The sequence below is a fragment of the Scytonema sp. PRP1 genome, assembly GCF_036697665.2.
Lineage (GTDB): Bacteria > Cyanobacteriota > Cyanobacteriia > Cyanobacteriales > Nostocaceae > Kalymmatonema > Kalymmatonema gypsitolerans.
The window spans coordinates 209,684-234,700 of the sequence record NZ_JBAHYJ020000059.1 but is presented as its reverse complement, the minus strand read 5'-3'; the positions used below and the strand labels follow the sequence as shown (position 1 = coordinate 234,700).

Here is a 25,017-nt window from a genome sequence, read left to right as displayed (position 1 = left end):
TCAATGAACTACCCCGCCGCTCCCGGCGGACGGGGTTTCACCCGGTTCCGCCACGTGGTTGAGTTTTTGTCGCCTCATTTGCCCAAGTTGCTTCATCGATCCGGTATTCTTGCGTAACTCCGTCTTTGAAGTAGAGCTTAGACATCCGAGACTAACGAGGCTAGTTCCTAACCCCGGTTGTTGATTGGTGACAACGTTGTACATCACCATTGCACTGCCACTATCACGAGGCACTTCAAATCCACAGTCTGGGCAGGCATGTCTGCAACGCCTTTTTTTCAAGCATTGAACGCATAGAATTCTAGGTCTTGTAGGAGAACCATTTAATCGTTACAAGCAGTTACTAACCCAAGGTAGTAACCTGGTAGCGCAAATTTTCAGCTTCCTCCACAACTTTTTCCATTCCGCCTTCGGCAATCTTTTTAACGTAATTAATTTTTACTTCCTCTAACATATCCACCAACCAAGATTGAATTTCTTGCAGGTTATGCGTCTTTTGTAACTCTTGTTCTAAGGAATATCTAAAGTTTGTTATGAGATTATCAGTTAGTTTGGCACTAACTGGGTCTTCTAGAGTTTTTATTAAGCTGCTATAGACTCTTTGAGACATATCTTTAGTTAAATTTTCTGTAATTTGGGTGGGTAATTGATTCAAGCCAGGTATGTTTTGTATTTGTTGATATATTGGAGATTCGTTAAGGGTACTTTCAATAGTGTGACGCACTAAAGCTTCTAGATGCGGTTGGACTTGAGGTAAAACATCATAAACACTGATGTTGAATAGGCGAGTAGCTATAGCTTCTATTTCGTTGGTGTTATTCACTTGAACGTAGGGACGGCGCGTTTCAGGATGAAATAACCAACGTGCCAAATCACCCCGACGAATGGCATCTTGCATTTGGTCAATTATTTGAATACCCACCATTTCAGTGAGTTCCCCAGCAAAACTAACCGCAAAATCATGGTTCAATTGCGCTCTTACTGGTTCAAGATTTAATAAATGAGCTTGGTAAAGACGAATAGTAACTGGAATAACGCGCAACCATCGCCAGAAGGGAAGTAACAAAAATAAATCGTACCAACGGCGTAGCATAGCTTCTAACCAGTTCAAGTTGGGATTGCGGCGACTGATATAAAAAGTACGCGACAGATATTCTAGGGCAAAAATAATGATAAACGGTAAATCAATTAGCCAGAAAAGATTTACGAAGTTACCGACTTTGTCAATATCTCTATAGTAATTAGTTTCAATGAGAGGTCGAATTTGAGAATTGAAAAAATTGATTTCTGATTGCCAACGCTGCTGCGACAGATAAGTTTGACTCCAAAAAGTGGCAAAGGCACCCCTAGCAGATTGTTCATTAGTACGCAAGCGTATTTCATTTTTGATTTTTGCTAGGGTACCACTTTTATTTGCAACGTCAAAAGGATTATCCTCAATTATTTGACTGCTGAGAACACGCAATTCACTAAGCAAACTTGCTGCTTGGGGTGACTGCAATCCAGTTTGCAAAACCTCTTCTTGCAATTCGTTTACCTTGTGGAGATAGTTTTGTGTCTCTGGATGGGGTTCAATGCCCTTAACTGGGTCATAAATTCGAGTTAAAGGTGGCAAGGCTTGCAAGTAAAAATCACGCAAAGCCACATAGGTCAGGTCAAAAAAAACTAAACTCAAGTTGATGAGTGCCAGGATGGCAATGCATCGTTCAAACCAGCGGTTACGACGGAGAGGTGTTCTTAGGACTACTGTTGATGTCATGTGAAAAAGTTGAGTTATTATTAGGCTTCTTGCAAAAGTAGATTGATGAATGTTTAGAACCACAGATGCACCCAGATAAATGATCTGTGTTAATCTGTGTGCATCTGTGGTTTCATTTTCATAAATTTGACTTCTGATAATACCAATTCTCTATGAAGGTACATATTATTTTTACCCCTCCTAACCTCCCCGAAGCATCGGGGAGGTGCCGCAGGCGGTGGGGTTATTTCTATGCATCTTCATATGGAAACGGTATAAGAGGTTTATTATTCAAAATCAAAAGATAGTAATTCTAAATGGCTCGGATTTGAGATTAGCTCTTTTGCTACTAAGTAACCACCAATAGTCCAGGTTTGATATATCCTTGCTTCTTTGCCAATCAATCGACCGTTCTTACCATCGTAGTATTCTGGCCATTTATCCTCCATTAAACGAGTTTCAGCAATCTCAATAGCTTTGTGAGCAAGCTCTAGACGATTTGTTTTTTGAGCCGCAGCTGCTAGTAGCCAGAGTAAAACTGGCCAATTACCACCATTATGATACGACCAAGGGATATTTTTTGGATCGCATCCTGTGACGATTCTCCACTCCATACCTTCGAGTGCTGGAAAACAAATTTTCATGGGCATATATCCCACCAAATCACTCCAGCGTTGCTCAAAGGGAATAATTAATCGCTATAAAAAATCAACAAATAGAGATATATGATATACTGCTTTGTGGATTGTTTTCATTGGGAGCAGGACGGTATTGCAACCAGGCAAAGAGTGCGGCGTTACCAAGAAAAATTAAGGTGATGATTGCCACAAGTTGAAGCATGATGCTGTATCGCATATAGCAATATCCTAATGGGATAAACTGTTTTTTTTAAGAAGCAACGACTACCAAGGCAAATTTCCCAAAGCGGCACAAACGCATAAATTAAGTTAAACAAGTAAGTTAAACAAGGTTGTAGTGTTCCATGTGAACGTTGGTTACAGGGGCGCCCAACTCGTGCAAAGCAACCTCTACAGCATCCATCATTTTAGGTGCAGCACATATAAAATAATTACGGGTTGCAGGACGCTTGGGGATATACCGTTGCAGTAGTTCCTTATCGACGTACCCTGTCTCCCCTGACCAATCTTCTGGTGGTTTTCTAAGAACGTGGACAATTGTCAGGTCTAATTTGTCCTTGAGGGCTTCGAGTTGTTCGCGATAGGTTACATCTTCCCAAGTTTTACTTGCATAAATCAACAATAGGGGGCGTTCGTCGTTGCGTTCAGCTAAGGTAACGAGCATACTCAAAATTGGTGTAATGCCGATACCTCCAGCAATGAAGACAAATCCCGCCGTATTTTCATAGCGGTCTGTGGTAAAAACTCCATAAGGACCGTCGAGGTAAGCTTTGGTGCCGGGTTTGACATCTTTGATTGTGTTTGTAAAGTCTCCCACAGCCTTAATGCCAAACTCGATACTTTCGGGATGTTCAGCACTCGAAGCTATAGAAAAGGGGTGTTCTCGCATTCGGAACGGTGAGATTTGCAAAGTGATCCAAGCAAATTGACCAGGTTGAAAACGCATTCCTTCATGACCTCTGGGACGCAAAACCAAATTCCAGACATCTCCTCGTTGAGGAACGACTGTTTCCACCAAATAAGGTTTTTTCAACATGAACCAGGGCTTAATGAGGCGGACATAAATCAACAACCAGAATGCAGCTACTGCAATTCCAGTCCATATTACTCCTTTCCAAAACAGTCCCAGGTAGTTACTTACACCCAAGGCATGCCCTAAACCAAAGGCGACGGCAATCACTGCAAAGATACCATGAGCTGTGCGCCAAGGCTCGTAGGGAATATTAAGCTGCTTGCGCCAGATGGAAGTCACAATTAACAACACCAACGCCAAGGTTGCTATAACTGCTGCCCTGGCTCTCCACGGCGCTTGTAAGAAATTTAATAGTTGCAGCGTTTGTGGGTTATCGATAAACAAAATTACCGGGTGGGCAATGATGAAGAAGAATGCCACTATCGAGGTGTAGCGGTGAAATTGAAGAATTAGGTCAATTCCGTATGAGGCTTCTACACGGTTGATGCGAGCAGTTAAGGCAAACTGCATTGCCATCATTGCCAGACCGATGAACCCAAGGGCGACGGAAAATTCTAGCCAAAAGCTTCGTTGTTCATTCGGCGTGGGAGGGTAGAAAAGCAGAATCAGTAGGGGGAAAAGGATAATAACAAGATACGCCCCTATCCAAGATGCCCCTATGACCACAGGATTTTTTATCAACAAACTTCTCACTAGGGCGTACCTCCTAACTTTGCCGTTGTGATGAAACTTGCGCTCTCTTGTTGACTTCCGACCAGTTGACAACATTCCACCAATTCTCTAAATACTCAGCACGGCGGTTCTGGTATCTAAGGTAATATGCGTGTTCCCACACGTCATTACCCATAATTGGATACAAACCTTCCATAATTGGGCTGTCTTGATTTGGTGTCGTTGTGATTTGCAGTTGTCCTTGGGGGCTACGCACTAACCAAACCCAACCACTACCGAAACGATCGCCTCCCGCTTCATCAAACTGTTTCTTAAATGCATCAAAACTACCGAAGGTCTGATTGATTTCTGTAGCTATCGTTCCCGTTGGTTGTCCGCCACCTTGAGGACTCATAATTTGCCAGAAAATCGTGTGGTTAAGGTGCCCGCCACCGTTGTTGCGTACCGTTGTCCGAATGTCTTCAGGTACACTGTTCAAGTCGCGCAGCAAAGCTTCAACGCTTCTGTTCTGCAACTCAGGATGCTCTTTCAAAGCCTCGTTGAGGTTGTTGACATATGCTGCATGATGCCTATCATGATGCAGTTTCATCGTTTCTGCATCAATCGCTTTTCCTAGTGCGCCATAGTCATATGGCAATGGTGGTAGCTGTGCGGGGGAAGCACTCAAGTCCTTGTCAGGATAGGCTATGGGGGAAGAAGTAGCGGGGGTTTGTGTTACTACAGGTGTCGCTGTGGAAGTCTCTGCGGGAGATGGTGACTCTGCTACTGGTGTTGGTTGACAAGAAGCTAACAGGATAAACACAGCAGTTCCCATTAGTAAATAGCTGATTTGTTGTCGCAAAAACTTTCTCATGAACTCTAACTTCCAAAGGAATATTGTCTACAAATCTTATGCTTTTTATCATTAGGCATCCAGGAATGCTTCTCTGTTCTTTGTTGATTAAGCAATTGGTGCCACAAGTCTCAAGAGGATAGAGTTAATAATTGCCAAAGCAATTGAACCAATTAGAGCGCTCCAAATCCCCCACCTTAAGCTAAATCCTGGTACTAAATACGCAGCTAAAGCAAAGATGATTGCATTCAAAATAAAGAAGAATAAACCCAAGGTAACGAGAATAAAGGGAAAGGTAAAAAAGGTCAAAATGGGAAGCAGGATAGCATTCAAAATTCCGAAAACTGCAGCAGAAATCAATGCTTTGCCAAAACCGTCAATTTGCACTCCAATTGGCAATCTAGCAATAATCAAAAAACTGACAGCAGTGACTAGCCAAGTCCAAATCAGTCCAACCATAATAAAAACTCCCTATTGGCAATAAGCTTTTGTACGTACATTATTAAAGCTAATAAAGAGTCAAGAGCCAAGAGCTAACTTTAATCACTCTAGGCTTTTGACTCTCAAGGAGTGACCAATTGTTTTCTATTTCGAGTATCGACGATAAATGTGAATAGAAAGTGACAGCAAGGAGGACACGGAGAATATCTCAACCTCTGCGCGTCAGATACGTATCATGGTTTCCGCCGCGTTTTGTGCTATTTACTTTCACCGATATATGACACTTATATGGCACTTGGTAAATTACGCCGTTGGTATCGTCTATAAATAATAGCAAACCATCGGGTGCGATCGCCCGCAAGGGCTCGGCTCCCAAAGCGAGCCGAGCCTATGGGGGGCACTTCCTGCCAATGCCCAAAGGGCACGCTACGCGAACGCGCGCAGCGCACTGTCCGAACGCGAGTGCGTGTCCGCAGGACTTACGCCGCAGGCGTGCCCACGGTGAGGGACATACGGCGATCGCTCACTTCTAGATCAAGTCTTTAAAATCAAAAATAAATCATGTACCTTGGGGCATAGAACAAATTAGATACTTATAAAAGTTAACAAAAAGTGAATGTCTTCATAAAAATATTTTTCATAAGTAAACATCTTTTATAGAAGATTGGATTAAGAAACGCTTTACACAACCTACTATAGTTAAGAATGGCTAAGTGTAATTTTCAGACATCTACTTCAATTGGGAATTATCCGGGGTTTCGCGCCTAACTTCCTCTATTTGACCAACTTGAAAAATCAAAGTGAACGGCTGATCCATTTCTTTTTTTAAAAATTCTTCTAAAAGCATCACTTGTCTTGGTGTGACAGGTTCCCTAGTGCGAACATTCAAACGGACTTCCGGCGGATTGGTTAACCAATTCACATCACTATCTAGTAATATCACTCGTTGAAAGGTAATAGTTCGATTCACTAGAGCTCTTTTTAGACTGGCTTCAAGCCGGGCTTGTCTAACCAGCTGGAAAAAGCTAACTCCTAAAGGAATGAGAAGTACCGCTGTAAATGCTAGTGTCCAACCTAGAGCTTTACGCGCACGGTGCAGTGGAGTACAACCGGTGAGCAAAAAAGTCAGCATACAAGAAAGGGTAATTCCCAGCAAATTTGTCAGATAAAGTAGGGTTGCACCAATACTGAGCGACCAATTTGCTTGTGATAAACCCAAACCCACAACACATATCGGTGGCATAAGAGCAACAGCAATGGCAGTACCAGCCAGAGAACCAGAAATTTTTGGCTTAACTTTAGCAAAACCACTAATTCCTCCAGCTGCCACTGCAATTCCTAAGTCTAGTAAATTAGGTTTAGAACGGCTAATAATTTCGCTGCCAAATTCTGGAAGCCCTACAAAATAACCAACTAACAAAGCTAAAGTGATTGCCAAGGCTGTTCCTACTACAATTGCACTTAAACCTTTGCGGAAGAGAACAACATTGCCTTCTAAAGCTCCAAATGCTAACCCTCGAATTGGTAACATCAAAGGAGCAACTATCATAGCACCGATAATGACAGCGACACTATTAGAAAGTAATCCTAAGGTGGCAATGACACAGGAGCCGAAAATCAACACGAGATAATTTATATCTATAGTTGATTCTTCTAAGAGTCCGCTTCGTATTTCCTCTATTTCATGCGGCGCAACTCTTTTGTTTTTTAAATTATTGAAATAATGGCGAATCTTATTGATGTTTAGCAAAATACTATCCCTCATTCACGAAAAAGGCTGTAGACGAAAATTGAGGGATTATGTTGCAACCCCTCTATGGATTCCCTCAAAAACTCTTGTTGTTTTCTGGGTATTTATTCATGGTTTTAAATTTTCTTCATCTACCCATAGTTAGAACATTAAAATGATTGAATTTTCTTCACAAGAGCCAAAGCAGATCATGTCATAACAAACTGGATAAAAGTTATACTGCGTTAGAAAAAATTATGTATTGCTGCAATATATGACTGACCTTAGGCAGAAATTATTTTTAAAATTTTCTATTAATATAAGCACCATCTCCCTAGGAAAAAGGTGTAATGAATTTTCAGGAATCAGTATCAGCAGTATGGGTAAAACTTCAGAAAATGCTTGATAGTTTCATCATCATGCTGCCTAATATTGTATTGGCATTGGTCGTCTTTGCGTTATTTTGGTTCGCGGGTAGGATAGTTCGGTTTGCTGTCAGACGCCTAACTCGGAGGTACCGCCATGCACGTAATTTGGGGCTGATTCTCGGACGTTTAGCGCAGGGGGCTATCATCTTATTAGGTTTATTCGTAGCTTTATCGATTGTCCTTCCAACATTCCAAGCAGGAGATTTAGTTCAACTCTTAGGTATCAGTGGTGTAGCAATTGGTTTTGCCTTCCGTGACATTTTGCAAAACTTTTTGGCTGGTATCCTGATTCTTTTAACTGAACCGTTCCAAATCGATGACCAAATTATCTTTAAAACCTTTGAGGGAACGGTAGAAAACATTCAGACACGTGCTACAACAATCAGAACATACGATGGTCGCCGCATCGTAATTCCCAATGCGGAACTATTTACAAATTCGGTGACTGTGAATACTGCCTTTGAGAACCGCCGCTTGGAGTATGATGTTGGCATTGGTTACGGTGACGACATTGAACAGGCGAAGGAGTTGATTCTCCAAGCAATGCATAGTGTAGATATGGTCTTGAAAGATCCTGCTCCTGATGTATTGGTGATGGAACTTGCTGAAAGTACAGTCAATATCCGCGCCCGGTGGTGGATTGCTCCCCCGCGACGGGCAGATAGTCTCGACTCACGCGATCAGGTTCTGACTGCTATCAAAAATAAGCTGACAGCCAACGGCATTGACTTGCCTTTCCCAACCACGCAAGTTTTGTTCCACGATCAGACAGAAGAAACAGATGGGAATCGCTCGCGTCAGCGTGAAGGATGGCCCGCAGGATCGGGTAAAGTGCCAAAACCAATAAGAATCAGTGATGCTCTTAGGAAGCTTGCCGATATGCCAGCACAGAGAGACAATGCGAAAGCAGAAGGTAACGGTAATGCTCGCAAATTGGAATAAGAAGACTTGGTTTCCAAACTCCCGCGAGGTTTTTATGAGTCGCTTTCGTCGCTTTCGCATTATCATCATTTATGCCATTGCTTTAATGGTTGTACTGACATGGTTTTCAACGAGTCAAATGTCAGTACAAGCCCAAGGGCGACCGACATCTGTGATTACACTGGATGGTCGTCCGCTATTTAAAGTCAGTGAATCTGGGCAATTTAGTGCTGAAAATCGTGCGGCTGATGCCAAATTGATTTTAAAGGCGGCAGTCCGCTCGACTGAACCAGCAAAGGTGGAGATTCTAGAAAGTAATGAATTACCTGTAATTCAGGTAAATGGTCGTCACTTGCTAACGGTAACCCAACAAGACACTCCTCCTGGTAGAACAAAGCAGGAACAGGCTCAAATCTGGGTGCAACAAATCACTGAGGCTATTTCGCAAGGTCAAGAAGAACGAAGGTTAGGTTATCTGTGGAGGGCGATATTATTTGCAGTTTTATCCGTGTTGGGTGCAGTTGCTCTCCATCTAGTTTTGGCTCGGATTTGGCGTTCTTGGCTACGTAGACTCGTTCCTAGGGAAGCGAATGACCCTGATACAGGAGCGCAACCTAAGGGTATTGAATTATTTCTACAATTGACGCTCTCCTTAGTGCGTGCCGGATTATGGTTAGGAACGGTTATTTACATTACAGACTTATTTCCGTTAACGCGGGAGTGGAGTCAGCGCATTGCTAATATTCTTTGGATGAGTCTGACATCACCAGTCATTTCTCTAGGGGAAAAGTCTTATTCAGTCATCAATATCATTATCTTAATTGCCCTATTTTTTGGATTAGTGGCTGTTGCAGGAGCAGTTACGAATTTGTTGCGATCGCGTATATTACGCATTACTAGTGTTAGCCGAGGTGTTCAAGAATCGATAGCAGTTATCATCAACTATAGTTTAATATTTATCGGTACAGTCGTTCTGTTGCAAATTTGGGGCTTGGACATCAGTTCCCTGGCAATAGTAGCGAGTGTTTTGGGTGTGGCAATTGGGTTTGGCTTGCAGGGAATTGCTAAGGAATTGGTGAGTGGTTTAGTCATCACCTTTGAGCGCTCTATCGAAATCGGGGACTTTCTGCAAATTGGGGAGTTTATGGGAACGGTGGAGCGATTAACTGCCCGCAGCACTCACATCCGTACTTTAGATGACATAACGGTGATTGTGCCAAATTCTCGTTTATTAGATAAGGAGGTGGTCACTTGGAGCCATCGTAGCCCTGTGTCTCGGCTAGTATTACCCGTGCGTGTAGCTTATGGTTCAAGTTTGAGTACCGTGCGTTCTGCCCTACTAGAGGCGGCAAAAGATAATCCTGATGTCTTAAAAAAACCAGCACCGAAAGTTTGGTTTAAAGCCTTTGGTGAAGATTCTTTAAATTTTCAGTTATTAGTTTGGATCTCACAACCTCGCAAGCAGTTTCAAATCAAGAGCGACCTCTACTTTCAAATTGAAGAAGTTTTGCGGCATCGTCATGTTCAGATTCCCTTTCCGCAACGCTCCCTCCATTTGCAGTCAGGAAGTCTTCCTTTGGAACTTTCACCTACGTTAGAAAAGTCTTTGTCTCAACTTTCTGAAGTTTTGACCGCTTGGCTGAAAAATCAGTCGCAAAATGATAACTCGAATGGTTCGACGAAATCATCAAAGGAACGACATTGAAGAAATGAGTTCTTATTGCCTCAGATGTTCTTACCCTTCGGGTATCTCCTATGGCAAGAAATTAGGTTCGGTGACTCGTTCATCCTGAGCAGCGACGGGAATTGATGATGTCATCGCAATCGTAACGGGAACAATCAGAAAAGAGAATAATGGGATTCTCTGCACAATTATGTGTATAGCAAAAAGCCTCTGCTAAGTAGCAGCTTTACCTGTTCTATGCTTCAAGACTTATCTATCAGCCTCTCAACAGAGGCTATTGGTTTAGTAGGCTCTGCGGGTAAACGTGTAGTAAAGCCACAGACCAATCATGGCTCCAATAACCGAGACGATAATGCCCCCGATGCTCAATCCTGCTGAGGTCAAGGCTAACGTTCCTGTGGTCAGCAAGGTGTACACGCTTCCACCAATGAAGGCACCAACAATTCCTAGGATCAGTGTTCCCAGAATACTGCCCCCCTGATGCCCGGGATAAATCATTTTCGCGATCGCACCTGCAATCACACCTAAGATGATCCAAGCAAGAATATTCATAAATTTCCTCCATTAACAACATGTTTTGTTAAGCGCACTGAAAATCCAATCAGTAACTCTGCCTGTTTTCGTCATCAAGCGAAAATTACACTTCCTCTTCAAGCAAAACTGAATGAGTGCGTCCTTTTACCTGTTCACATAATATCAATCAGTCGAGACGATTTTAGTCTATCTGAAGTAAGAAAACCTCTTTAATAAACATGAGTAGACCAAAACAAATCTCCCCAAAACCACAACTACAGGGGGTTTTTAGCTGATTTATTTATAGTTGGGAAAAAATAGTTACAGTAGCAATTAAAAACGATAATTTGATTATAGGAGCAAAGGAATAGCACCATGAAAACCAAAGAGCGCAAGGCTTTTACAGCGATCAAGTTATCGCAATTAAAAAAGCTGATAACTGCTCGATCCCTGGAAGATTGCCTGAACTTGCTCCAAGACGTCACTCAGAGTCAGTTCTTCAGTTAATGTGATCAATGACTTCCTTGGTTGGTAGTAATAGTTAAAACGTAAAAATGATTTTGTCTTTGATTGTGGTGCAGCACTATCAGCAGAAGACCCCAAGGTATTGCAGGCATTAGTTGATGCGGCAGTTGATTGTGATAGCACTGTCTTATCTAAGTTATCGCGCAAGCGGAAATAGGATTATAAATTTATATTGATTTTTCCGCAAGCGAGTCATTGATTTTTCTCGCTTTCATCTGATATATTTTTTTCAATATATTTTCTTTTCTTTACTATCACTTCAATTGAAAATTATCAGAAATATATATTATTATATTTTCTTATCAAGCAAGTATTTATACTTTATGCTACCCAGAAGCGGTTAGGGAACATTTCCGCAAGGGTAGCGGCAGCTTGGGTAATGATGGCAGGATGGTAGCGCTGTCCTGGAGCGCAAACCACACCATAAGGCAGGTTTGTTGCCTGCATTGCTGCACCTAACCAAGACCAAGCAAAACCGCTTTCACCTTGGCGATCGCTCTAAATTCCAAACAAATCAAAGAAATAGAGAATCGCAAACCCCTTGACCTCTCCCCGATCTAAAGACACGGGGATTCTAAACTGTTGCTACAGGGAGGGCTGAAGCCGCTCCCTTCCGCTTTTTAGTTTTAGTTTCCCAGATACGAAATCTGGTAGCAAGGGTCAAAACTTGCCTACAGACCTTGACTAGGCTTAAACCTAATTGTGTCTCTACTTTCCGCATTATATTTGCGGCTCCATTCAAATCAGCGTTGATGAGCTTACCTGTTCCAGTGCGATACATTCCGCGTCTAACTCGTTTTCCTGATGGTTTCCACGTTTCGGGTTTTTCACCGTATTTTGGTAGAGAATCATCATCCAAAAAACTAGCCTTGCTGGTGTAGGATTCTTCAGTTTCAACAAACTTGATACCGTAGTATTCGCACAGTTGTTTAACTCGCTCCTTTAGTTTGGCAGTAGGTATCTGCACAAAAGATTGAGTTGTTCTACCAAGTTGTGCTTCTTGTCGTTGTCCTTGATTCCAACCAAAAACAACAGTACCAATTTGATGTTCAATGCAGTGGTCAACAATTAACCTAGCAGCTTTGTTTACCGCATCCCGCATCTGTCGATTACGCTTTTCTGTGATGTGGGCTAATTGCTCATCCCAGTAGCCTTGTGGCTTGCCTTCCTTTAAAGTACTAACACGTTTGTTGTACCACTGGTTGAGGCTTTTCACTTTGCGTCCATCAACAATGAAACTAGTTCCAACATTGGAAACACAACTTAACCAATTGTTTATACCAGGGTCAATAGCTAAAGCATATTGAGGATTTAGGTTTAAATCGGGTGCTGACTCTTGCTCATAAACAAACTCAGCATAAAAACATTGGTTTCTTGGGAGTATTCGTAATTCCTTGATATCTGCAAACTGCAAATTAGAAGGCATTGGAATTATAAAGCTATTAAGCTTAAACCATCGCTTAATAGTGTTGCCTAGTGGAATTTTGATACTATCACCCACAAGCTTTAATGCCTGCTTTGGGTATGTTACCAATGCATAGCCATTGCTTTTACGGTACTTAGGTAGCTTTGGTTGAAAGTGCAATTCACCTTTACTGTACTTCTTATCTAGCTCTTTGAAAGACTTAAAAGACTCAGAAACAGACCTTAATATCTGTTGTGCTGCTTGAGAATGGAGTACTTGATAATGTTTGTTGGTCTTGTATTCCTTCTCTAAATCGTACTTGCCAATTAATTTGCCAGTTTTGAAATATAGCTGACGAGCATAGTAGATGCCACAATTAGTTAACTTGTGCGATTCTGAGCAAATAAACTCAAGTATCGCTTTTAACTCTTCATTTGGATTGATTAGATTTTGCTGGCATCCATACATCTGTTTTCACCTCCTTTGCATATGATAACATTAAAATACTAACAAAGTATGTGCATTATGAAAGGAAAGACATTAACAATACGCTTGTCTGAACGTAGAAGAAATAAGCTCTATTTATATGCTGCTCAGAAAGATAGGACTATTACTGCTTTGATTGAAGAGTGGATTGATAGTCTAGTGCTTGAAAAAGAAAGAGAGACAGCAGGTTAAAACCTGCGCCCGTCGCGTTTCATCCCTGGGCTGAAGCACGGAGTACGCAACTACGTTGCTGCTCCTCCAGGGCTTTCACGCTCCCGCAAAGTTTTGGTAAGATTATTTGATGTGGCAACAACTTTTTTCATACACCATTGGAATGTTTGTCGCGCTGTTCCCAATCGCCAATCCGATTGGAGCGGTGCCGATTTTTTACACCATGACGGCAGACGATACCAAGCCTTACCGTCTCAAACAAGCGCGGCAGACCTCCATCAATGTAGTTCTGGTGTTGGTCACTTTTTTGCTAGCAGGAAAACTGATTTTGTCCTTCTTCGGAATTTCTTTGGGGATTCTCCAAATTGCAGGCGGGTTAATCGTTGCTCATACTGCTTGGGAAATGGTCACTGCTCGGCAACGATTGACAGAGTCAGAACATCAAGAAGCGGTTGATAAGGATGATATTTCTTTCACCCCAATGGCAGTTCCGTTGATCAGTGGACCGGGAGCGATTGGTGTGGTGATTAGTTTATCTGAACGGGCAAACGAATGGCTTGCATATGCTGGTTGTTTAGTGGGAATTGCTGCCTTTGGTTTATCGCTCTACTTGTTTCTCGTGTTGGGAGAGCCTCTCATTCGAGCAATGGGACGAAATGGCATTGGTGCAATGAACCGCGTTTTGGGCTTCTTGATTTTGGCAATTGCGGTGCAGTTAATTGCTGAAGGCATTGTTGCCTTCATTCAACAATCAATGCCATCTCTGCTTCGGTAGATGGGCGCAATTTTCGATAAGATTCCCAAGGACAGAATCTGAGGCACAACCTTAATTACTCATTACTAATTAGGCGCATCTTCATAGAGAAACGGTATCAATTTGATCTAGTTCTTTGGCAGGACATAATATTTTAAATTTTACAAAATATGCTTTTAGGTACGTAAGCGGTCATTTGGTTGTAGTTTGGGTTGTTACACTTTCCAGCCATTCATAATTATCTTGCTGAGTTGTTGCGTTGTTAATATTCTGCCAAAGGTTTCACCCCACAATGACAAAAGAGGGATTAACGAGACTGCCGTGCAAAGGCGCGGAGAAAGAGGGTAGGTTGGCTTAATGCACGAAATCCAACATCTAAACTTTATGTTTCTTTAGGAACATTTACGCTGCCTGAACACACTAAATCTAGGTAGGATAAAAAGAAGTGTAAATTATTGCAGTTCGAGCTAGAGTGGTGCTGACTTAATATTTAGGCAACAATACCCGCATGGATACCAATGAATTAAAGTTCCTATTAAAATTACTAGGATGTGAGAATTATCGTTCAAGCCTTACTGCTAGTGGTTTTAAGAGTTTTAAAGGTAGAAATAAAATTTGTCAAAATTTAGGCGATCGCGAACTGGTAGACTTTTCCCGCGAGATTGCCGCAGTTAAGATTTTACCGCCTGCTCAAGCCTTACTAAAAGCTGACACAGATCAGTTGCCGCTTAAGCCTAATGAATTGAAGGTACTGGAGAGTATCAGCAAGGCTTCAGGAAAAATCATGCCAAGCAAAATCAATGTCAAATCCGTGAAGTCTGGGGAACGAGACGCCATCTTGCAAAGCTTTTATGAAAAGGGATTGATTGAAGCTGATATCAAGATTAAGAAGACTAAAGCTGAGGTATGGCTTACCGAACGCGGAATTGAGTATTTGCGGGATGACTACAGCCCCAAGGGAGCCGCAAACATCAGCTTCGATCTGCTGAATAATTACCTGCGCTTTTTGCGGAAATCTCTACATGGTAAGCCAGAGGAAGTAGCTACTTCAGCGCCTACCAAGCAAGAGTCGGCTGCTGTAACAATTATCAACCTCACTGACGAAGAAATTTTACAAACTATCCGGAGATTGGATCAGGAGCTAGGTACTGACAATTATTTGCCAATCTTCCATCTGCGGCAAAAGTTACAACCCCCATTGTCACGGGAAGAATTAGATAAGGCACTGTATCGTCTGCAAGCGAGCGACCAAATTGAGTTGAGGGCGCTTGTACACGCTCAACAATACACCGCAGAGCAAGTCAATGCTGGTATTAGCCAGCGTTCAGGTAGTCCTCTGTTTTTTCTTAAAGTTACCGTTAATTAAAGAGCAGCCTTATGGCATCCATAGATGAAATTATTCTGAGAAGTACCAACCCCTTCGATAACTTTCGTTCTGTCAACTTTTGGCACAAACAGCAACACCCAGAACCCAGGGTTGACTCTATCCATCAAGAAGCGATCGCCACCATACAAGCAACACTCGATCAAGTTGCTAAAGACCATCGTACGCGAACTGTGATACTTGACGGTGATGGTGGTTCTGGCAAAACTTATCTGTTGGGGAGGCTCAAGAAGACGTTCAATCATAAAGCTTTTTTTGCCTATATCCATCCATTTCCTCAGAGTGACTACATCTGGCGGCATATTTTGCGCTACACAGTCGATAGCTTGGTACAAGTTCCAGAGGGACAACAAGATTCTCAGTTGCTGCTTTGGCTTGAGAGTGTGTTATCTGCCATCAAGCAACGCAGTATAAAACAACGCATTCTCAAGGATGATATTTTTGACTTGCTGCGAAGCGATCGCCGGAAATTTATCGACAAGCTCAAGGTCATATACAAGCAAGCAAGTATCTATAATGCCGACATTTTTTTTGGAGTACTGCACGATCTTACTAATTCAGAACTATATCCCTTAGCTTGTGAGTGGTTGCGAGGAGATGACTTAAGTGAAGAGTCTCTGCAAGCTTTACGAGTGAAAAACTCTATTGATACAGAAGAAGCAGCACGGGAGATATTGGCTAATTTCGGCAGAATTGCTGCTGAGACCAAACCAATCGTGCTGTGTTTCGATCAGCTAAACAACATAGCTCGTCTTCCAGACAGAACCATCGATCTGCAAACCTTGTTCGATATAAATGCCAAAATTCACAACGAGGACAAGAACTTTTTAGTCATCATCAGTATCAACACTGATATTTGGAAGCAGTACGAGAGCAGAATAGACCAGACCGACAAATCTAGTGTAGACCGAATAGTCTCTCTAGGGCTTATTAATTTAGACCAAGCAGAATTACTTTTGGCATCTCGTCTTTACTCGTTACACCGTCAAGCTAATCCTCTACCTAATTCTGCGATTTACCCTTTCAAACGTGAATATCTAGAAGTTGAATTCCCTGGTAAAAAAACTGACCCTAGAGATGCAATCATTTTAGGGAGAGAGATATTTCAAAAGTACAAAGAATGGTTGGCTGGTGGTAAAAAGGGTGAGTTTATATGGTCTGGTGATGTAATAGAGCCACCACGAGCGCTAGAAATCTTTAAGTTGAAATGGCGTGATGATTTTACCAAAGTTCAGCAGCGAATTACACGAATTCGCCACTTATCTTCTCCAGAACTTATTCAGATGCTACAAGAAGCTTTAGCTGCTTTAGACGTAGAAGAAATTAAGACTCCTCTGTTTACCAAAACACAGTTTGCTAGTTATTCACTCGGCTATAAGTTACCAGGTAAACCTGAAAAGTTAGGGCTAGTCTGGACGGAAGACCAAAACATGAATACTTTCTTCCATGTTATGAAAGCCTGCCAAAATGCAGTTGATAAAAATTCGTCTTTAACTTTGCGTCTAATACGGGCGGAATTATTGGGTAATCAAAAGAATAAAGGTTATGAACTTTTTACGAAAATCTTCAGAGGTTCTCCCCATAGTCGCATCACGCCAGATATCAACTCTGTTCACTACCTAGCTACCTATCACAGCTTGGTTAAGGATGCTCGTGAGGGAGACTTGGTTATTGGAGGAAAAACTTTTGGATTAAAGGGTTTACAAGCTCTCGTCCGTGACTCCAAGGTGTTCGATGATTGTTCTTTGTTAAAGAATTTGGGGATAATTAAGAATACTGATGAGATAAATAATAGTAAAGATGGCAATGGTAAAACAAATGGTAGGCAAGCCTCTCACAATCAGCAATTAAAACTAGTTACTGCAGTTAAGCAAGTCAAGCTAACCAAGGAAGAGATGGAAGCTAAAGAATTTGTCTTAGATTTAGTTACAACTCAGCAGTTTATGGGGCGAGAGATACTTATCCAAAATGCTCGTAATCAGTTTCCTATGCTGAGTCAATCTCAAATCACTCAATTGATTCAACAGTTGTGTCAGGAAAAGCAAATTCAAATTCTTGACCCCACAGCCAAACCAGAAGCCCAATTAATTTGTTTAGTACCTAAAAGGTAACATCTAAACTGAATTCTGACATCTTAGCAAATGCAATACCTGACAGAAGCTACTGAAATGCGAGCGCAAATCGCCAAATTCGCCTGTGCTAAAACGCTTTGGCTAGATACAGAAATCGCTGATTGGAATACTTCGTATCCCAAATTATCGCTCATTCAGGTGTTGGCTAACCCCACAGATTCGGCGGGTGAATCTGTTTTCATTCTCGATGTGTTAGATAAACCTGATTTAGCAGCATATTTTATTAACCAAATCATGGTTAATCCTAATATACAAAAGGTATTCCACAACGCCAGCTTTGATTTGAAATACCTGGGTGGACAGATAGCACAAAATGTTACCTGTACGCTGAAGCTAGCCAGAAAGATTACCCGCGAAGTTTTGCAAGTATCCAACCTGCAACTTAAAACATTAGCAGCAGAACTCTGTGGATTTTCCAATGTAGATAAAGAAGAACAAGGAAGCGACTGGGGAAAACGCCCTCTTAGTCAAAAGCAGCTACAATATGCCGCAATGGATACAGTTTATCTGGCTGCTGTGCATCGCCGCTTATTAGAAAATTCTAATCCTAATATTATAAATAATATTTTTGATATGGTATCTAATGGTTCAAAAAAGTCAACAGAAAAATCTGAAAATTCATCTTCAAATGCTACTAAAGTCAGAGTTGCCTTTGAGTGCCCGCGCCTTTTTTATTTAAATCAGCGTTTCGGTGGAAATACCTTATTTTTACCACAGAATACCGCTATTGGAATTGGTAAAGCATTCCATAAATTAGCTGATGAAATCGTGAGTTTAGCTACTCATGAACCAGGATTTCAAGATTTGTTTAAACCATCTGCTGCCCAATTGCAGGTAGAGGAAATTGCCTCTGGTATGCAACAGCTTTTTTATGAAGTAAAGTTCTATCCTTACTTGCAACAAGTTGTTAAAAAAGATGCTAACCAAGCACAAGCACTGCTGCAAGTATGGCAAGGATTACAACGACTCATCAAACGCTTTGCTGAATTGCTGATAGTTAATCGCCGCTATTGCGATGCAGAAACAGTTATTCGTAAGACTTTTATCACAGAAGAACGCACTCTTGAGTATTACTTTAATCTCCCAGATGGAACGCGGCAACGGGTAGGAGGGGAATTTGATTGCTTAGTCTACAACTTTGAACTCAAGCGCCTATGTGTGGTGGAATTTAAAACTTATCAGCCTGCTGATGCATCAGCGCAATTAGCCCAAGTTGCGCTTTATAGTTATATGCTGTGGCAAAAGAAAAAAGTAGCTGTTGACTCAGCAGTTTACTGTGTTTTGCCAGAGTTCAAAGAGTATCAGTATACCTGGGAACAGCTAGAGAATACGGTGCATCACCTGATTCCCTATAAGTTACAACAGATGCAGCAATGGCTGAGTTGGGAACCACCAAATCCCAATCCCCCACCACCTACAACCCAGCCTTATCTGTGCGAAATTTGTCCACAGCAGCAAAAGTGTCAGACTTATTTTGTTGATGCAAGGCTTGATCCCCCCAACCCCCCTTAAAAAGGGGGGAGACATCTACAAAACATAATCAGGGATCAACCGATGCTGATGCCATAGGTGAAGAATTGGTTGCCACGTTGCAATCTTTTGGTATTGGTGTAGATTACCACGGGGCGGCTGTTGGTCCAGCTTTTATCCGGGTGAAGCTCAAACCCCAGCTTGGTGTTAAAGTGAACTCTCTGCTGAAGTTATCAGCTGATTTGCAAGTGCAGTTGGGCTTAGCAAACCCGCCTCTGATTTCTCCTCAGGCTGGATATGTGAGTGTTGATTTACCTCGTCCAGATAGACAAGTTGCTAGATTTGAGGATTATATAAAGTCGCAAATTTTACCTGCGACAGCACCTGTAAAAATTGCGATTGGGGTGAATTTAGAGGGACAGTTGGTAGAAGCTGATTTGTCCGATCCAAATACCTGTCACTTTTTGGTTGGGGGTACGACTGGAAGTGGTAAGAGTGAGTTTTTGCGATCGCTCCTTCTAAGTCTACTCGTTCGTCATTCGCCGCAACATCTACAGATTGCCTTAGTTGATCCCAAACGAGTTACCTTTCCCGAATTTGAGCGAATGCGGTGGTTGTATTCGCCAGTCGTTAAAGATAGCGATCGCGCTATTGAACTGATGGATCAATTAGTGACACAAATGGAATCGCGCTATCAGCGATTTGAAAAAGCTGGGTGTGCTGATTTGAGTACTTACAATCAACGTTCCCGTCAACCTTTACCTCGCATTGTCTGCATTTTCGATGAATACGCCGACTTCATGGCAGAAAAAGAAACTCGTACAGCGTTAGAACAAAGCATTAAACGGCTAGGTGCAATGGCAAGAGCAGCTGGAATTCATCTCATTATTGCTACCCAACGTCCTGAAGCAGGTATTGTTACCCCAATTATACGCTCTAACTTACCAGGACGCGTTGCACTCCGAACTGCCAGTGAAGCAGACTCAGCTATTATCTTGGGAGGAAAACAAACAGCCGCTGCTCGTTTATTAGGTAAAGGCGATTTACTCTACCTCATTGGCGCTCAAATCCATCGGTTACAAAGTTTATTTGCGACAGATATTAGGCTACCGTCAGTCTAGCCTTGTCTATAACAATCCTAAATTATAAGCCCTACGGGCTGCCTTCGGCTACGTGAACAACAAGATTCCCGACTTCGCCAAAGTTGTCGGGAATCTAAGCATGCGCGATTTATGCGCTTAGCGCAGGCACTTTCGATAGATACTTGGTATGCGACCAATAAATTGAACTGTGGAAATTAAATAATCTGTATCTATAAATAACAATGACATAACAATCAACTTTCAGAGATGAAACTACAGATAAACACAGACTATTTATCTAGTGTCCATCTCTGTGCATTTTTGATTTTAAATTATCAAATTAGAGATTTTTGCAAGAACTCTAGCCAAGAGTCAAAAACTCCACAGGTAAATGAAATATCTAAACGTAATTTTTCATCAGCCGTCCTCGCTCGATAGTTTAGGTAACTGCTCAATTGCTTTTGACCACACTTTTTTGTAATCTTCAATTGCACCGCTGTAGTCTTTTAGTTTAGAGCGGGCATTACCCCGGCTGATATAAGCTTTAGCATCGTTGGGATGAATCCGCAGAAACTCCGTGTAATCTTCAATTGCGCCGCTGTAGTCTTTTACCTTAGAGCGAGCATTAGCTCGATTGATGTAAGCTTCACCATCGTTGCAATTCAGGTCTATAGACCAAGTGTAATCTTCAATTGCACTACTGTAATCTTCCAACTCACTGTAAGCATTGCCTCGGCTAATATAAGCTTTGGCATCGTTAGGATTCATCCGCAGATAACGAGTATAATCATTGATTGCACCAATGTAATCTTTGACCATAAAGCAAGCATTACCCCGGCTGATATAAGCTTGTGCATCCTGAGGATTCATCCTTAAAGATTGTGTGTAATCTTCAATTGCACCACTGTAATCTTCCAACTCGCAACGGGCATTACCCCGGTTAATGTATGCTTTGGCATTATCAGAATTTAGCTGCAATTGGGTGCTATTTTCAAGCTCATACTGACCATTCTCTATGGTAACGTAAACTTCGCCATCGTTAGAGTTAAGGGGCAAAAACTGGGTGCTATTCTCAATTTCGCCGTTATAATCTTCCAACTCAGATTCAGTATGAATCTGGCTGATATTGATCTCAGTCTCAGCGTAATTGGGATTAAGCCCTAAGGAGTGGGTGTAGTCCACAATTGCTTCTCTTTTGTCAAGCCCAGGGTTGATAAACGCAATGTCATTAGGAATAGTATAGCCAGGATTAATCTGCATACTACTGCTGTAATCTGCGATCGCTCCCTTGTAGTCTCCAAGTTCAAAGCGGATCAGTCCCCGATTGGTGCGAGCTTCGACATCGTTAGGATTAAACTGCAGGTACATATCAAAGTCTATCATTGCACCTTTGTAGTCTCCTAGCTTTTGACGGGCAAGCCCTCGCTGATAGTAAGCCTTAAAACCGTTGGGATTGAGCCGCAGGAATTCGTTAAACTCTGCAATGGCTCCTTGGTAATCTCCTTTTCGAGCATTTTCCTCTCCTCGACGATAAAACACTTCGACCACATCGTACTGACTACGAAGCTGTGCTGCCGCCTGCTGTCGTTCGATGATAGTACGTGATAGAGCTATAGCATTACGCCGCAACTCAAATTGTGCTATCACCTGATCACTCAATACTCGTAGTCCTTCTATCTGTTCGAGACTCAAATCTCGGGGTACTATGTCAATCACGCATAATGAGCCAAGCGCAAATCCCTCCGGTGTAATCAGGGGTGCGCCAGCGTAAAAACGAATGTTGGGATCGGAGAGTACCAAAGCGTTGTTTGCAAACCTAGAGTCTGCCAACGCATTCCTGACGACTAATGGCTTTTGTTGCAAAATTGTATAAGCGCAGAATGCGAGATCCCGGCTTGTTTCAGGTGCTGCTAAACCCACTTTCGATTTAAACCACTGCCGATTTCCATCAACAAGGCTAATAATCGCAATTGGGGTACGACAAATTTGTGCAGCTAAGAAGGTAAAATCGTCGAAGACTTTTTCGGCAGGAGTGTCGAGAATTTGATACTGGCTAAGTGCATTGAGCCTAGCTATTTCATTGTTAGGCAGTGGCGGTTGTGGGTTCATTCTTTTTGGTAAACCTCGCAAAGCTGGTTTGATAGAGCAAATAACATGGAGACGCACCTTCTTAACTCAACAACAGGTCGTTCTTCTTAATTAGTATCGTGTAGTGTCATGCTTTTTAACGAGTCAGGAAGACTCAATCTACCACTCTGTCAACCGAAAAATAATCGCTGATGGCAGGCACACCCGATACACGAAGTGAGCGACGCAAAGAGAGTTTTTGAAAGATATGATTACTTGCTGCTAAAGCAGTTACACTCATCTTGTCTTAAAAACCAGCTCCAATGATCACTCATTGCCGATCTAGTACTTAAATTTTATTGTAATAAATCATACTTAAGACATTTTGTAAAAGCCTTAAATATTTTACATCTAGTTTGAGGTAGAGTTTGAGTTATGAGTGTTGTTTCTAGCCTATATTAATTTATATAATAATTTTCAAACAACTTTCAATTTTTGTAAATATTTTTACTGAGTGAGTATAAAATCTTAAGAAATAAGGCTTTCCATCAATAAGGGTGTCAAAAGAGGCAGGGGAGCCGGGGAGAAGGGGGAAAGGGGGAGAGACCCCAGACGGAGCTTATACTCCGCAAAGCGTCCAAGCGTCCTTCCAGGACGGGGCTTCATACCCATGTTCTGCAATCGACAACACAGAGGGAAAGGGCTTGCTCAAGAACGCTAGAAAGCCCCCTTCCCCTCTGCCTATAAAGGTGAAATTACCAACAAGCGTATTGCAACGACTGCTCAAAAGGACGCAGGACTTCGATCTCCCCCTGGCTATAAAAACGAGCGATATTCGTGTTTTTATAGCCGGGGGATGAGTGAATTTACAAACTTGTCATAACTTGAGCTAACTGATTAGATAAATCCACGCTCTTATCTTGAGACTGTTGAAATAAAACACCAGCTAAAAAGTAATAATCGCCAGAATAAAAAGCCATTTTGTTTTTTCGTAATTCCTCTATGTGGTTTTTAACTTTTGGCTCGGAGCTATAGTAACCAAATTTTAAAGGTAAAACTATAAAATTTGTCACACGGTAACCGTTAGATATTGCATGATGAATTGTACTTTCTGGGTTAGAAAAACTGGAGACTAAAAGTAATACATTGTCATACCCCAAGGATAAGAGTTCGTTGGTAACTGTTGCGCCATCTATGCCACCAAATAACAATGGCATATAAATTTCCTTATCCGGGGCGGGGAGATAAGGAGGATTAGCAACTAGATACTCAGCTTCTGGTTGAGAAGACTCAAACAAACATGAATTATGAATTATGTATTTATGACCAAGATTATATTCGTCTATTGTTAAATTTGCGGTTTTCCAAGCAGAAGTATTTAATTCAAATCCATGTATCACACCATCAAACTTGTTTCTGAGTAATGAATTAATAACAGGGCTGCCATCTCCTGAGCCAAACTCGACGACAGATTCAGATTTTTGACAATTTCTCAGAACCAAATTTTCCAAGCAGTTTGAGTAAAAATTGGATTCATCAGGGCAAAAGAAGATGTTTTTCATTTGGTTATCATTAATTCCAATATTTTTGAACAAAGGCGGGTAGTGCGCACCCTAGCAGCTACCTTTAAAAAGTCAAAAAAAAACGGTTCCTTTAGCAAGTTATCTGTTACTAAAGGAATAAATGGCTATGTGAATTATCAGTAGATTAGAAATGCAAAATTACGAATGCTGTTGGTCTACCATTGTGAACTTTGAATTATGAATAACTTAATGTGGCTTGTTCTGCTTCACGTATCGACTGCACAACAGCAAGAGCCGCGCGATCGCCCATCAGCTTTTCTTGGTCGTACCCCAGCACCAATTGCCATGCATCATCAGGGTACATTTGAGCTAAAGGCAAAGCCACATCATCCAACATCCAACGTCCGTGGCGTTCATCTTCCCGGATGTGCAATTCCCAATAACCCATCGCCGCGTCAGATAGTCCGAGTCGTTGCGCCGCAGCAAGATAGTTTCTGTAAGCCGCAGGTCCCGCCACCTCGAAATAGGTCAATCCACCGCTATAACGCAGGAAATGGCGCTTGCACTCAGTCAGTAGGAAGTTATGATTAGCGCAAGCGAGTACTTCCCAAGGAACTAAATCAAAGTACCCCTCTGGCTCGGTGTTCATCCCAAATTCAGCTAGCATTTGGGCAAAAAATGTAGAGTGCTTGCGAGAAAAACGACCGTTGCCGTATTCTTCCAGCAGGACACGCACCAAAGTACACTGTACTGGATTAGCAGCACCACCCAAAATGCGAGAAAGGCGACTACCTTCGACTAAACCGTCAAACGAGCCAATAGCTAGCAAGTGACGGTAGCCAGCCTCGCTCATTTCCTCGCGGATGTAGCGACTTTCTGCCGACAAAGGGGGATCTAAATCCTCAGCACAACGATCAATGAGAGCTTGTTTAACATCCAATTGTTGCAATGCAGCGACATCGATTTGTGCGAGTTCCCAGTCTTGCCAAGCCGTCTCAATTTGGTCGCGCACTTTATACAAGTAAGGAGAACGCTCGTTGACGTAGTGGCGTAGGTCGTCGTACCAAAACAGATTTAAGCGATTGATGCGATATAGTATGCGCTGGACAAAGCGGTGAGCTGCATCATCACCAGCACCATTTTCATAAGCATCACGAATTGCCACAGAGAGTGCGTGTTCAAACTCACTGTTTAACGCAGGTTCTGCATCTAGTTGTTTGTCCAAATTCTCTGTTGCAAGCAGTTCTATAAATTGCTGCTCAGCACGCTCGTAGTTTATATCTATTTTTTCTTTTATCTGCTTACTGTTTGTTTCAACCTCGGGGAGAGGAGACATCACTAAATTGCTGTGCATGGAATACTTGGTTAGTAAAGGCAGGCATGAAATTGTTTCAACCTCTACTATTTAGATTTCCATTAAGTAAATTTAAGTACCTCTCCCACAGGTGA

General features: G+C 42.0%; 21 protein-coding genes and 2 pseudogenes. 8 read left to right on the top strand and 15 right to left on the bottom strand.

Translation table 11 applies throughout. The features are described 5' to 3' along the window. The 9 genes and pseudogenes from V5G28_RS12235 to V5G28_RS12195 form a co-directional block, all read right to left on the bottom strand. Complete coding sequence (locus tag V5G28_RS12235) at positions 1-234, bottom strand: hypothetical protein (protein ID WP_332997616.1); 234 nt, start codon at positions 232-234, stop codon at positions 1-3. A 109-nt stretch (positions 235-343) separates the two neighbouring features. Next, entirely contained in the window at positions 344-1,759 is a 1,416-nt protein-coding gene (locus tag V5G28_RS12230; protein ID WP_332997614.1) for a hypothetical protein, read from the bottom strand. Positions 1,760-2,025: 266 nt separating this feature from the next. After that, a pseudogene (locus V5G28_RS12225) lies at positions 2,026-2,418 on the bottom strand (glycoside hydrolase 100 family protein); the annotation flags it as partial. A gap of 28 nt (positions 2,419-2,446) precedes the next feature. Then, positions 2,447-2,593, bottom strand: coding sequence for a hypothetical protein (locus tag V5G28_RS12220; protein WP_332997612.1), 147 nt, complete (start codon positions 2,591-2,593; stop codon positions 2,447-2,449). A 105-nt stretch (positions 2,594-2,698) separates the two neighbouring features. Beyond that, positions 2,699-4,042, bottom strand: coding sequence for a ferredoxin reductase family protein (locus tag V5G28_RS12215; protein WP_332997610.1), 1,344 nt, complete (start codon positions 4,040-4,042; stop codon positions 2,699-2,701). Positions 4,043-4,055: 13 nt separating this feature from the next. Then, the gene (locus V5G28_RS12210; protein ID WP_332997608.1) at positions 4,056-4,874 is read right to left on the bottom strand and encodes a superoxide dismutase; all 819 of its coding nucleotides are present in this window, start codon (positions 4,872-4,874) and stop codon (positions 4,056-4,058) included. A gap of 87 nt (positions 4,875-4,961) precedes the next feature. Next, on the bottom strand, positions 4,962-5,312 hold the full coding sequence (locus V5G28_RS12205) for a phage holin family protein (protein WP_332997606.1): 351 nt from the start codon (positions 5,310-5,312) through the stop codon (positions 4,962-4,964). 190 nt (positions 5,313-5,502) lie between these two features. Further along, positions 5,503-5,670, bottom strand: coding sequence for a hypothetical protein (locus tag V5G28_RS12200; protein WP_332997604.1), 168 nt, complete (start codon positions 5,668-5,670; stop codon positions 5,503-5,505). Between the two features lie 354 nt (positions 5,671-6,024). Then, the gene (locus V5G28_RS12195) at positions 6,025-7,044 is read right to left on the bottom strand and encodes a DUF389 domain-containing protein (RefSeq protein ID WP_332997602.1); all 1,020 of its coding nucleotides are present in this window, start codon (positions 7,042-7,044) and stop codon (positions 6,025-6,027) included. Positions 7,045-7,373: 329 nt separating this feature from the next. Here V5G28_RS12195 and V5G28_RS12190 point away from each other — a divergent pair, with 329 nt between their 5' ends. Beyond that, positions 7,374-8,393 (top strand): mechanosensitive ion channel family protein, encoded by a 1,020-nt coding sequence (locus V5G28_RS12190; RefSeq protein WP_332997600.1) that lies wholly within the window; start codon positions 7,374-7,376, stop codon positions 8,391-8,393. Beyond that, a complete protein-coding gene (locus V5G28_RS12185) occupies positions 8,374-10,077 on the top strand; it encodes a mechanosensitive ion channel family protein (protein WP_332997598.1) in 1,704 nt (567 codons plus the stop codon). Before V5G28_RS12190 ends, V5G28_RS12185 begins: the two co-directional genes overlap by 20 nt. 261 nt (positions 10,078-10,338) lie before the next feature. Here the strand turns inward: V5G28_RS12185 and V5G28_RS12180 are convergent, their stop codons facing one another. From V5G28_RS12180 to V5G28_RS12170, 3 genes and pseudogenes are all read right to left on the bottom strand, one after another. Continuing rightward, on the bottom strand, positions 10,339-10,608 hold the full coding sequence (locus V5G28_RS12180) for a GlsB/YeaQ/YmgE family stress response membrane protein (RefSeq protein ID WP_096562046.1): 270 nt from the start codon (positions 10,606-10,608) through the stop codon (positions 10,339-10,341). 813 nt (positions 10,609-11,421) lie between these two features. Further along, positions 11,422-11,592: pseudogene (locus V5G28_RS12175) on the bottom strand (LLM class F420-dependent oxidoreductase); the annotation flags it as partial. Between the two features lie 76 nt (positions 11,593-11,668). Continuing rightward, positions 11,669-12,967: an RNA-guided endonuclease InsQ/TnpB family protein gene (locus V5G28_RS12170; RefSeq protein WP_332997595.1), complete on the bottom strand. Its 1,299-nt coding sequence runs from the start codon at positions 12,965-12,967 to the stop codon at positions 11,669-11,671. A gap of 57 nt (positions 12,968-13,024) precedes the next feature. Between V5G28_RS12170 and V5G28_RS12165 the strand changes: the two genes are divergently transcribed. From V5G28_RS12165 to V5G28_RS36680, 6 genes are all read left to right on the top strand, one after another. Continuing rightward, the gene (locus V5G28_RS12165; RefSeq protein ID WP_332997593.1) at positions 13,025-13,177 is read left to right on the top strand and encodes a hypothetical protein; all 153 of its coding nucleotides are present in this window, start codon (positions 13,025-13,027) and stop codon (positions 13,175-13,177) included. 109 nt (positions 13,178-13,286) lie between these two features. Continuing rightward, on the top strand, positions 13,287-13,931 hold the full coding sequence (locus V5G28_RS12160; protein WP_332997591.1) for a MarC family protein: 645 nt from the start codon (positions 13,287-13,289) through the stop codon (positions 13,929-13,931). A gap of 487 nt (positions 13,932-14,418) precedes the next feature. Next, positions 14,419-15,276: a transcription factor RcaD gene (locus tag V5G28_RS12155; protein WP_332997590.1), complete on the top strand. Its 858-nt coding sequence runs from the start codon at positions 14,419-14,421 to the stop codon at positions 15,274-15,276. 11 nt (positions 15,277-15,287) lie between these two features. After that, entirely contained in the window at positions 15,288-17,405 is a 2,118-nt protein-coding gene (locus V5G28_RS12150) for an ATP-binding protein (RefSeq protein WP_332997588.1), read from the top strand. Positions 17,406-17,435: 30 nt separating this feature from the next. Then, complete coding sequence (locus V5G28_RS36685; RefSeq protein WP_442994252.1) at positions 17,436-18,938, top strand: hypothetical protein; 1,503 nt, start codon at positions 17,436-17,438, stop codon at positions 18,936-18,938. Between the two features lie 65 nt (positions 18,939-19,003). Further along, the gene (locus V5G28_RS36680) at positions 19,004-20,017 is read left to right on the top strand and encodes a DNA translocase FtsK (protein WP_442994251.1); all 1,014 of its coding nucleotides are present in this window, start codon (positions 19,004-19,006) and stop codon (positions 20,015-20,017) included. 378 nt (positions 20,018-20,395) lie between these two features. Here the strand turns inward: V5G28_RS36680 and V5G28_RS12140 are convergent, their stop codons facing one another. The 3 genes from V5G28_RS12140 to V5G28_RS12130 form a co-directional block, all read right to left on the bottom strand. Then, positions 20,396-22,087 (bottom strand): tetratricopeptide repeat protein, encoded by a 1,692-nt coding sequence (locus V5G28_RS12140; RefSeq protein ID WP_332997586.1) that lies wholly within the window; start codon positions 22,085-22,087, stop codon positions 20,396-20,398. An 824-nt stretch (positions 22,088-22,911) separates the two neighbouring features. Further along, positions 22,912-23,607 (bottom strand): SAM-dependent methyltransferase, encoded by a 696-nt coding sequence (locus tag V5G28_RS12135; protein ID WP_096563315.1) that lies wholly within the window; start codon positions 23,605-23,607, stop codon positions 22,912-22,914. A gap of 196 nt (positions 23,608-23,803) precedes the next feature. Continuing rightward, entirely contained in the window at positions 23,804-24,922 is a 1,119-nt protein-coding gene (locus V5G28_RS12130) for an iron-containing redox enzyme family protein (protein WP_442994250.1), read from the bottom strand. Positions 24,923-25,017: the final 95 nt, after the last annotated feature.

What these genes read in the sequence shown, in the direction of transcription:
- V5G28_RS12210 (WP_332997608.1), bottom strand. Translation starts at nt 4,874, where the DNA reads ATGAGAAAGTTTTTGCGACAACAAATCAGCTATTTACTAATGGGAACT.
- V5G28_RS12205 (WP_332997606.1), bottom strand. Translation starts at nt 5,312, where the DNA reads ATGGTTGGACTGATTTGGACTTGGCTAGTCACTGCTGTCAGTTTTTTG.
- V5G28_RS12230 (WP_332997614.1), bottom strand. Translation starts at nt 1,759, where the DNA reads ATGACATCAACAGTAGTCCTAAGAACACCTCTCCGTCGTAACCGCTGG.
- V5G28_RS12190 (WP_332997600.1), top strand. Translation starts at nt 7,374, where the DNA reads ATGAATTTTCAGGAATCAGTATCAGCAGTATGGGTAAAACTTCAGAAA.
- V5G28_RS36685 (WP_442994252.1), top strand. Translation starts at nt 17,436, where the DNA reads ATGCAATACCTGACAGAAGCTACTGAAATGCGAGCGCAAATCGCCAAA.
- V5G28_RS12155 (WP_332997590.1), top strand. Translation starts at nt 14,419, where the DNA reads ATGGATACCAATGAATTAAAGTTCCTATTAAAATTACTAGGATGTGAG.
- V5G28_RS12130 (WP_442994250.1), bottom strand. Translation starts at nt 24,922, where the DNA reads ATGCACAGCAATTTAGTGATGTCTCCTCTCCCCGAGGTTGAAACAAAC.
- V5G28_RS12150 (WP_332997588.1), top strand. Translation starts at nt 15,288, where the DNA reads ATGGCATCCATAGATGAAATTATTCTGAGAAGTACCAACCCCTTCGAT.
- V5G28_RS12220 (WP_332997612.1), bottom strand. Translation starts at nt 2,593, where the DNA reads ATGCGATACAGCATCATGCTTCAACTTGTGGCAATCATCACCTTAATT.
- V5G28_RS12135 (WP_096563315.1), bottom strand. Translation starts at nt 23,607, where the DNA reads ATGAAAAACATCTTCTTTTGCCCTGATGAATCCAATTTTTACTCAAAC.
- V5G28_RS12180 (WP_096562046.1), bottom strand. Translation starts at nt 10,608, where the DNA reads ATGAATATTCTTGCTTGGATCATCTTAGGTGTGATTGCAGGTGCGATC.
- V5G28_RS12165 (WP_332997593.1), top strand. Translation starts at nt 13,025, where the DNA reads ATGAAAGGAAAGACATTAACAATACGCTTGTCTGAACGTAGAAGAAAT.
- V5G28_RS12185 (WP_332997598.1), top strand. Translation starts at nt 8,374, where the DNA reads ATGCTCGCAAATTGGAATAAGAAGACTTGGTTTCCAAACTCCCGCGAG.
- V5G28_RS12160 (WP_332997591.1), top strand. Translation starts at nt 13,287, where the DNA reads ATGTGGCAACAACTTTTTTCATACACCATTGGAATGTTTGTCGCGCTG.
- V5G28_RS12140 (WP_332997586.1), bottom strand. Translation starts at nt 22,087, where the DNA reads ATGAACCCACAACCGCCACTGCCTAACAATGAAATAGCTAGGCTCAAT.
- V5G28_RS12170 (WP_332997595.1), bottom strand. Translation starts at nt 12,967, where the DNA reads ATGTATGGATGCCAGCAAAATCTAATCAATCCAAATGAAGAGTTAAAA.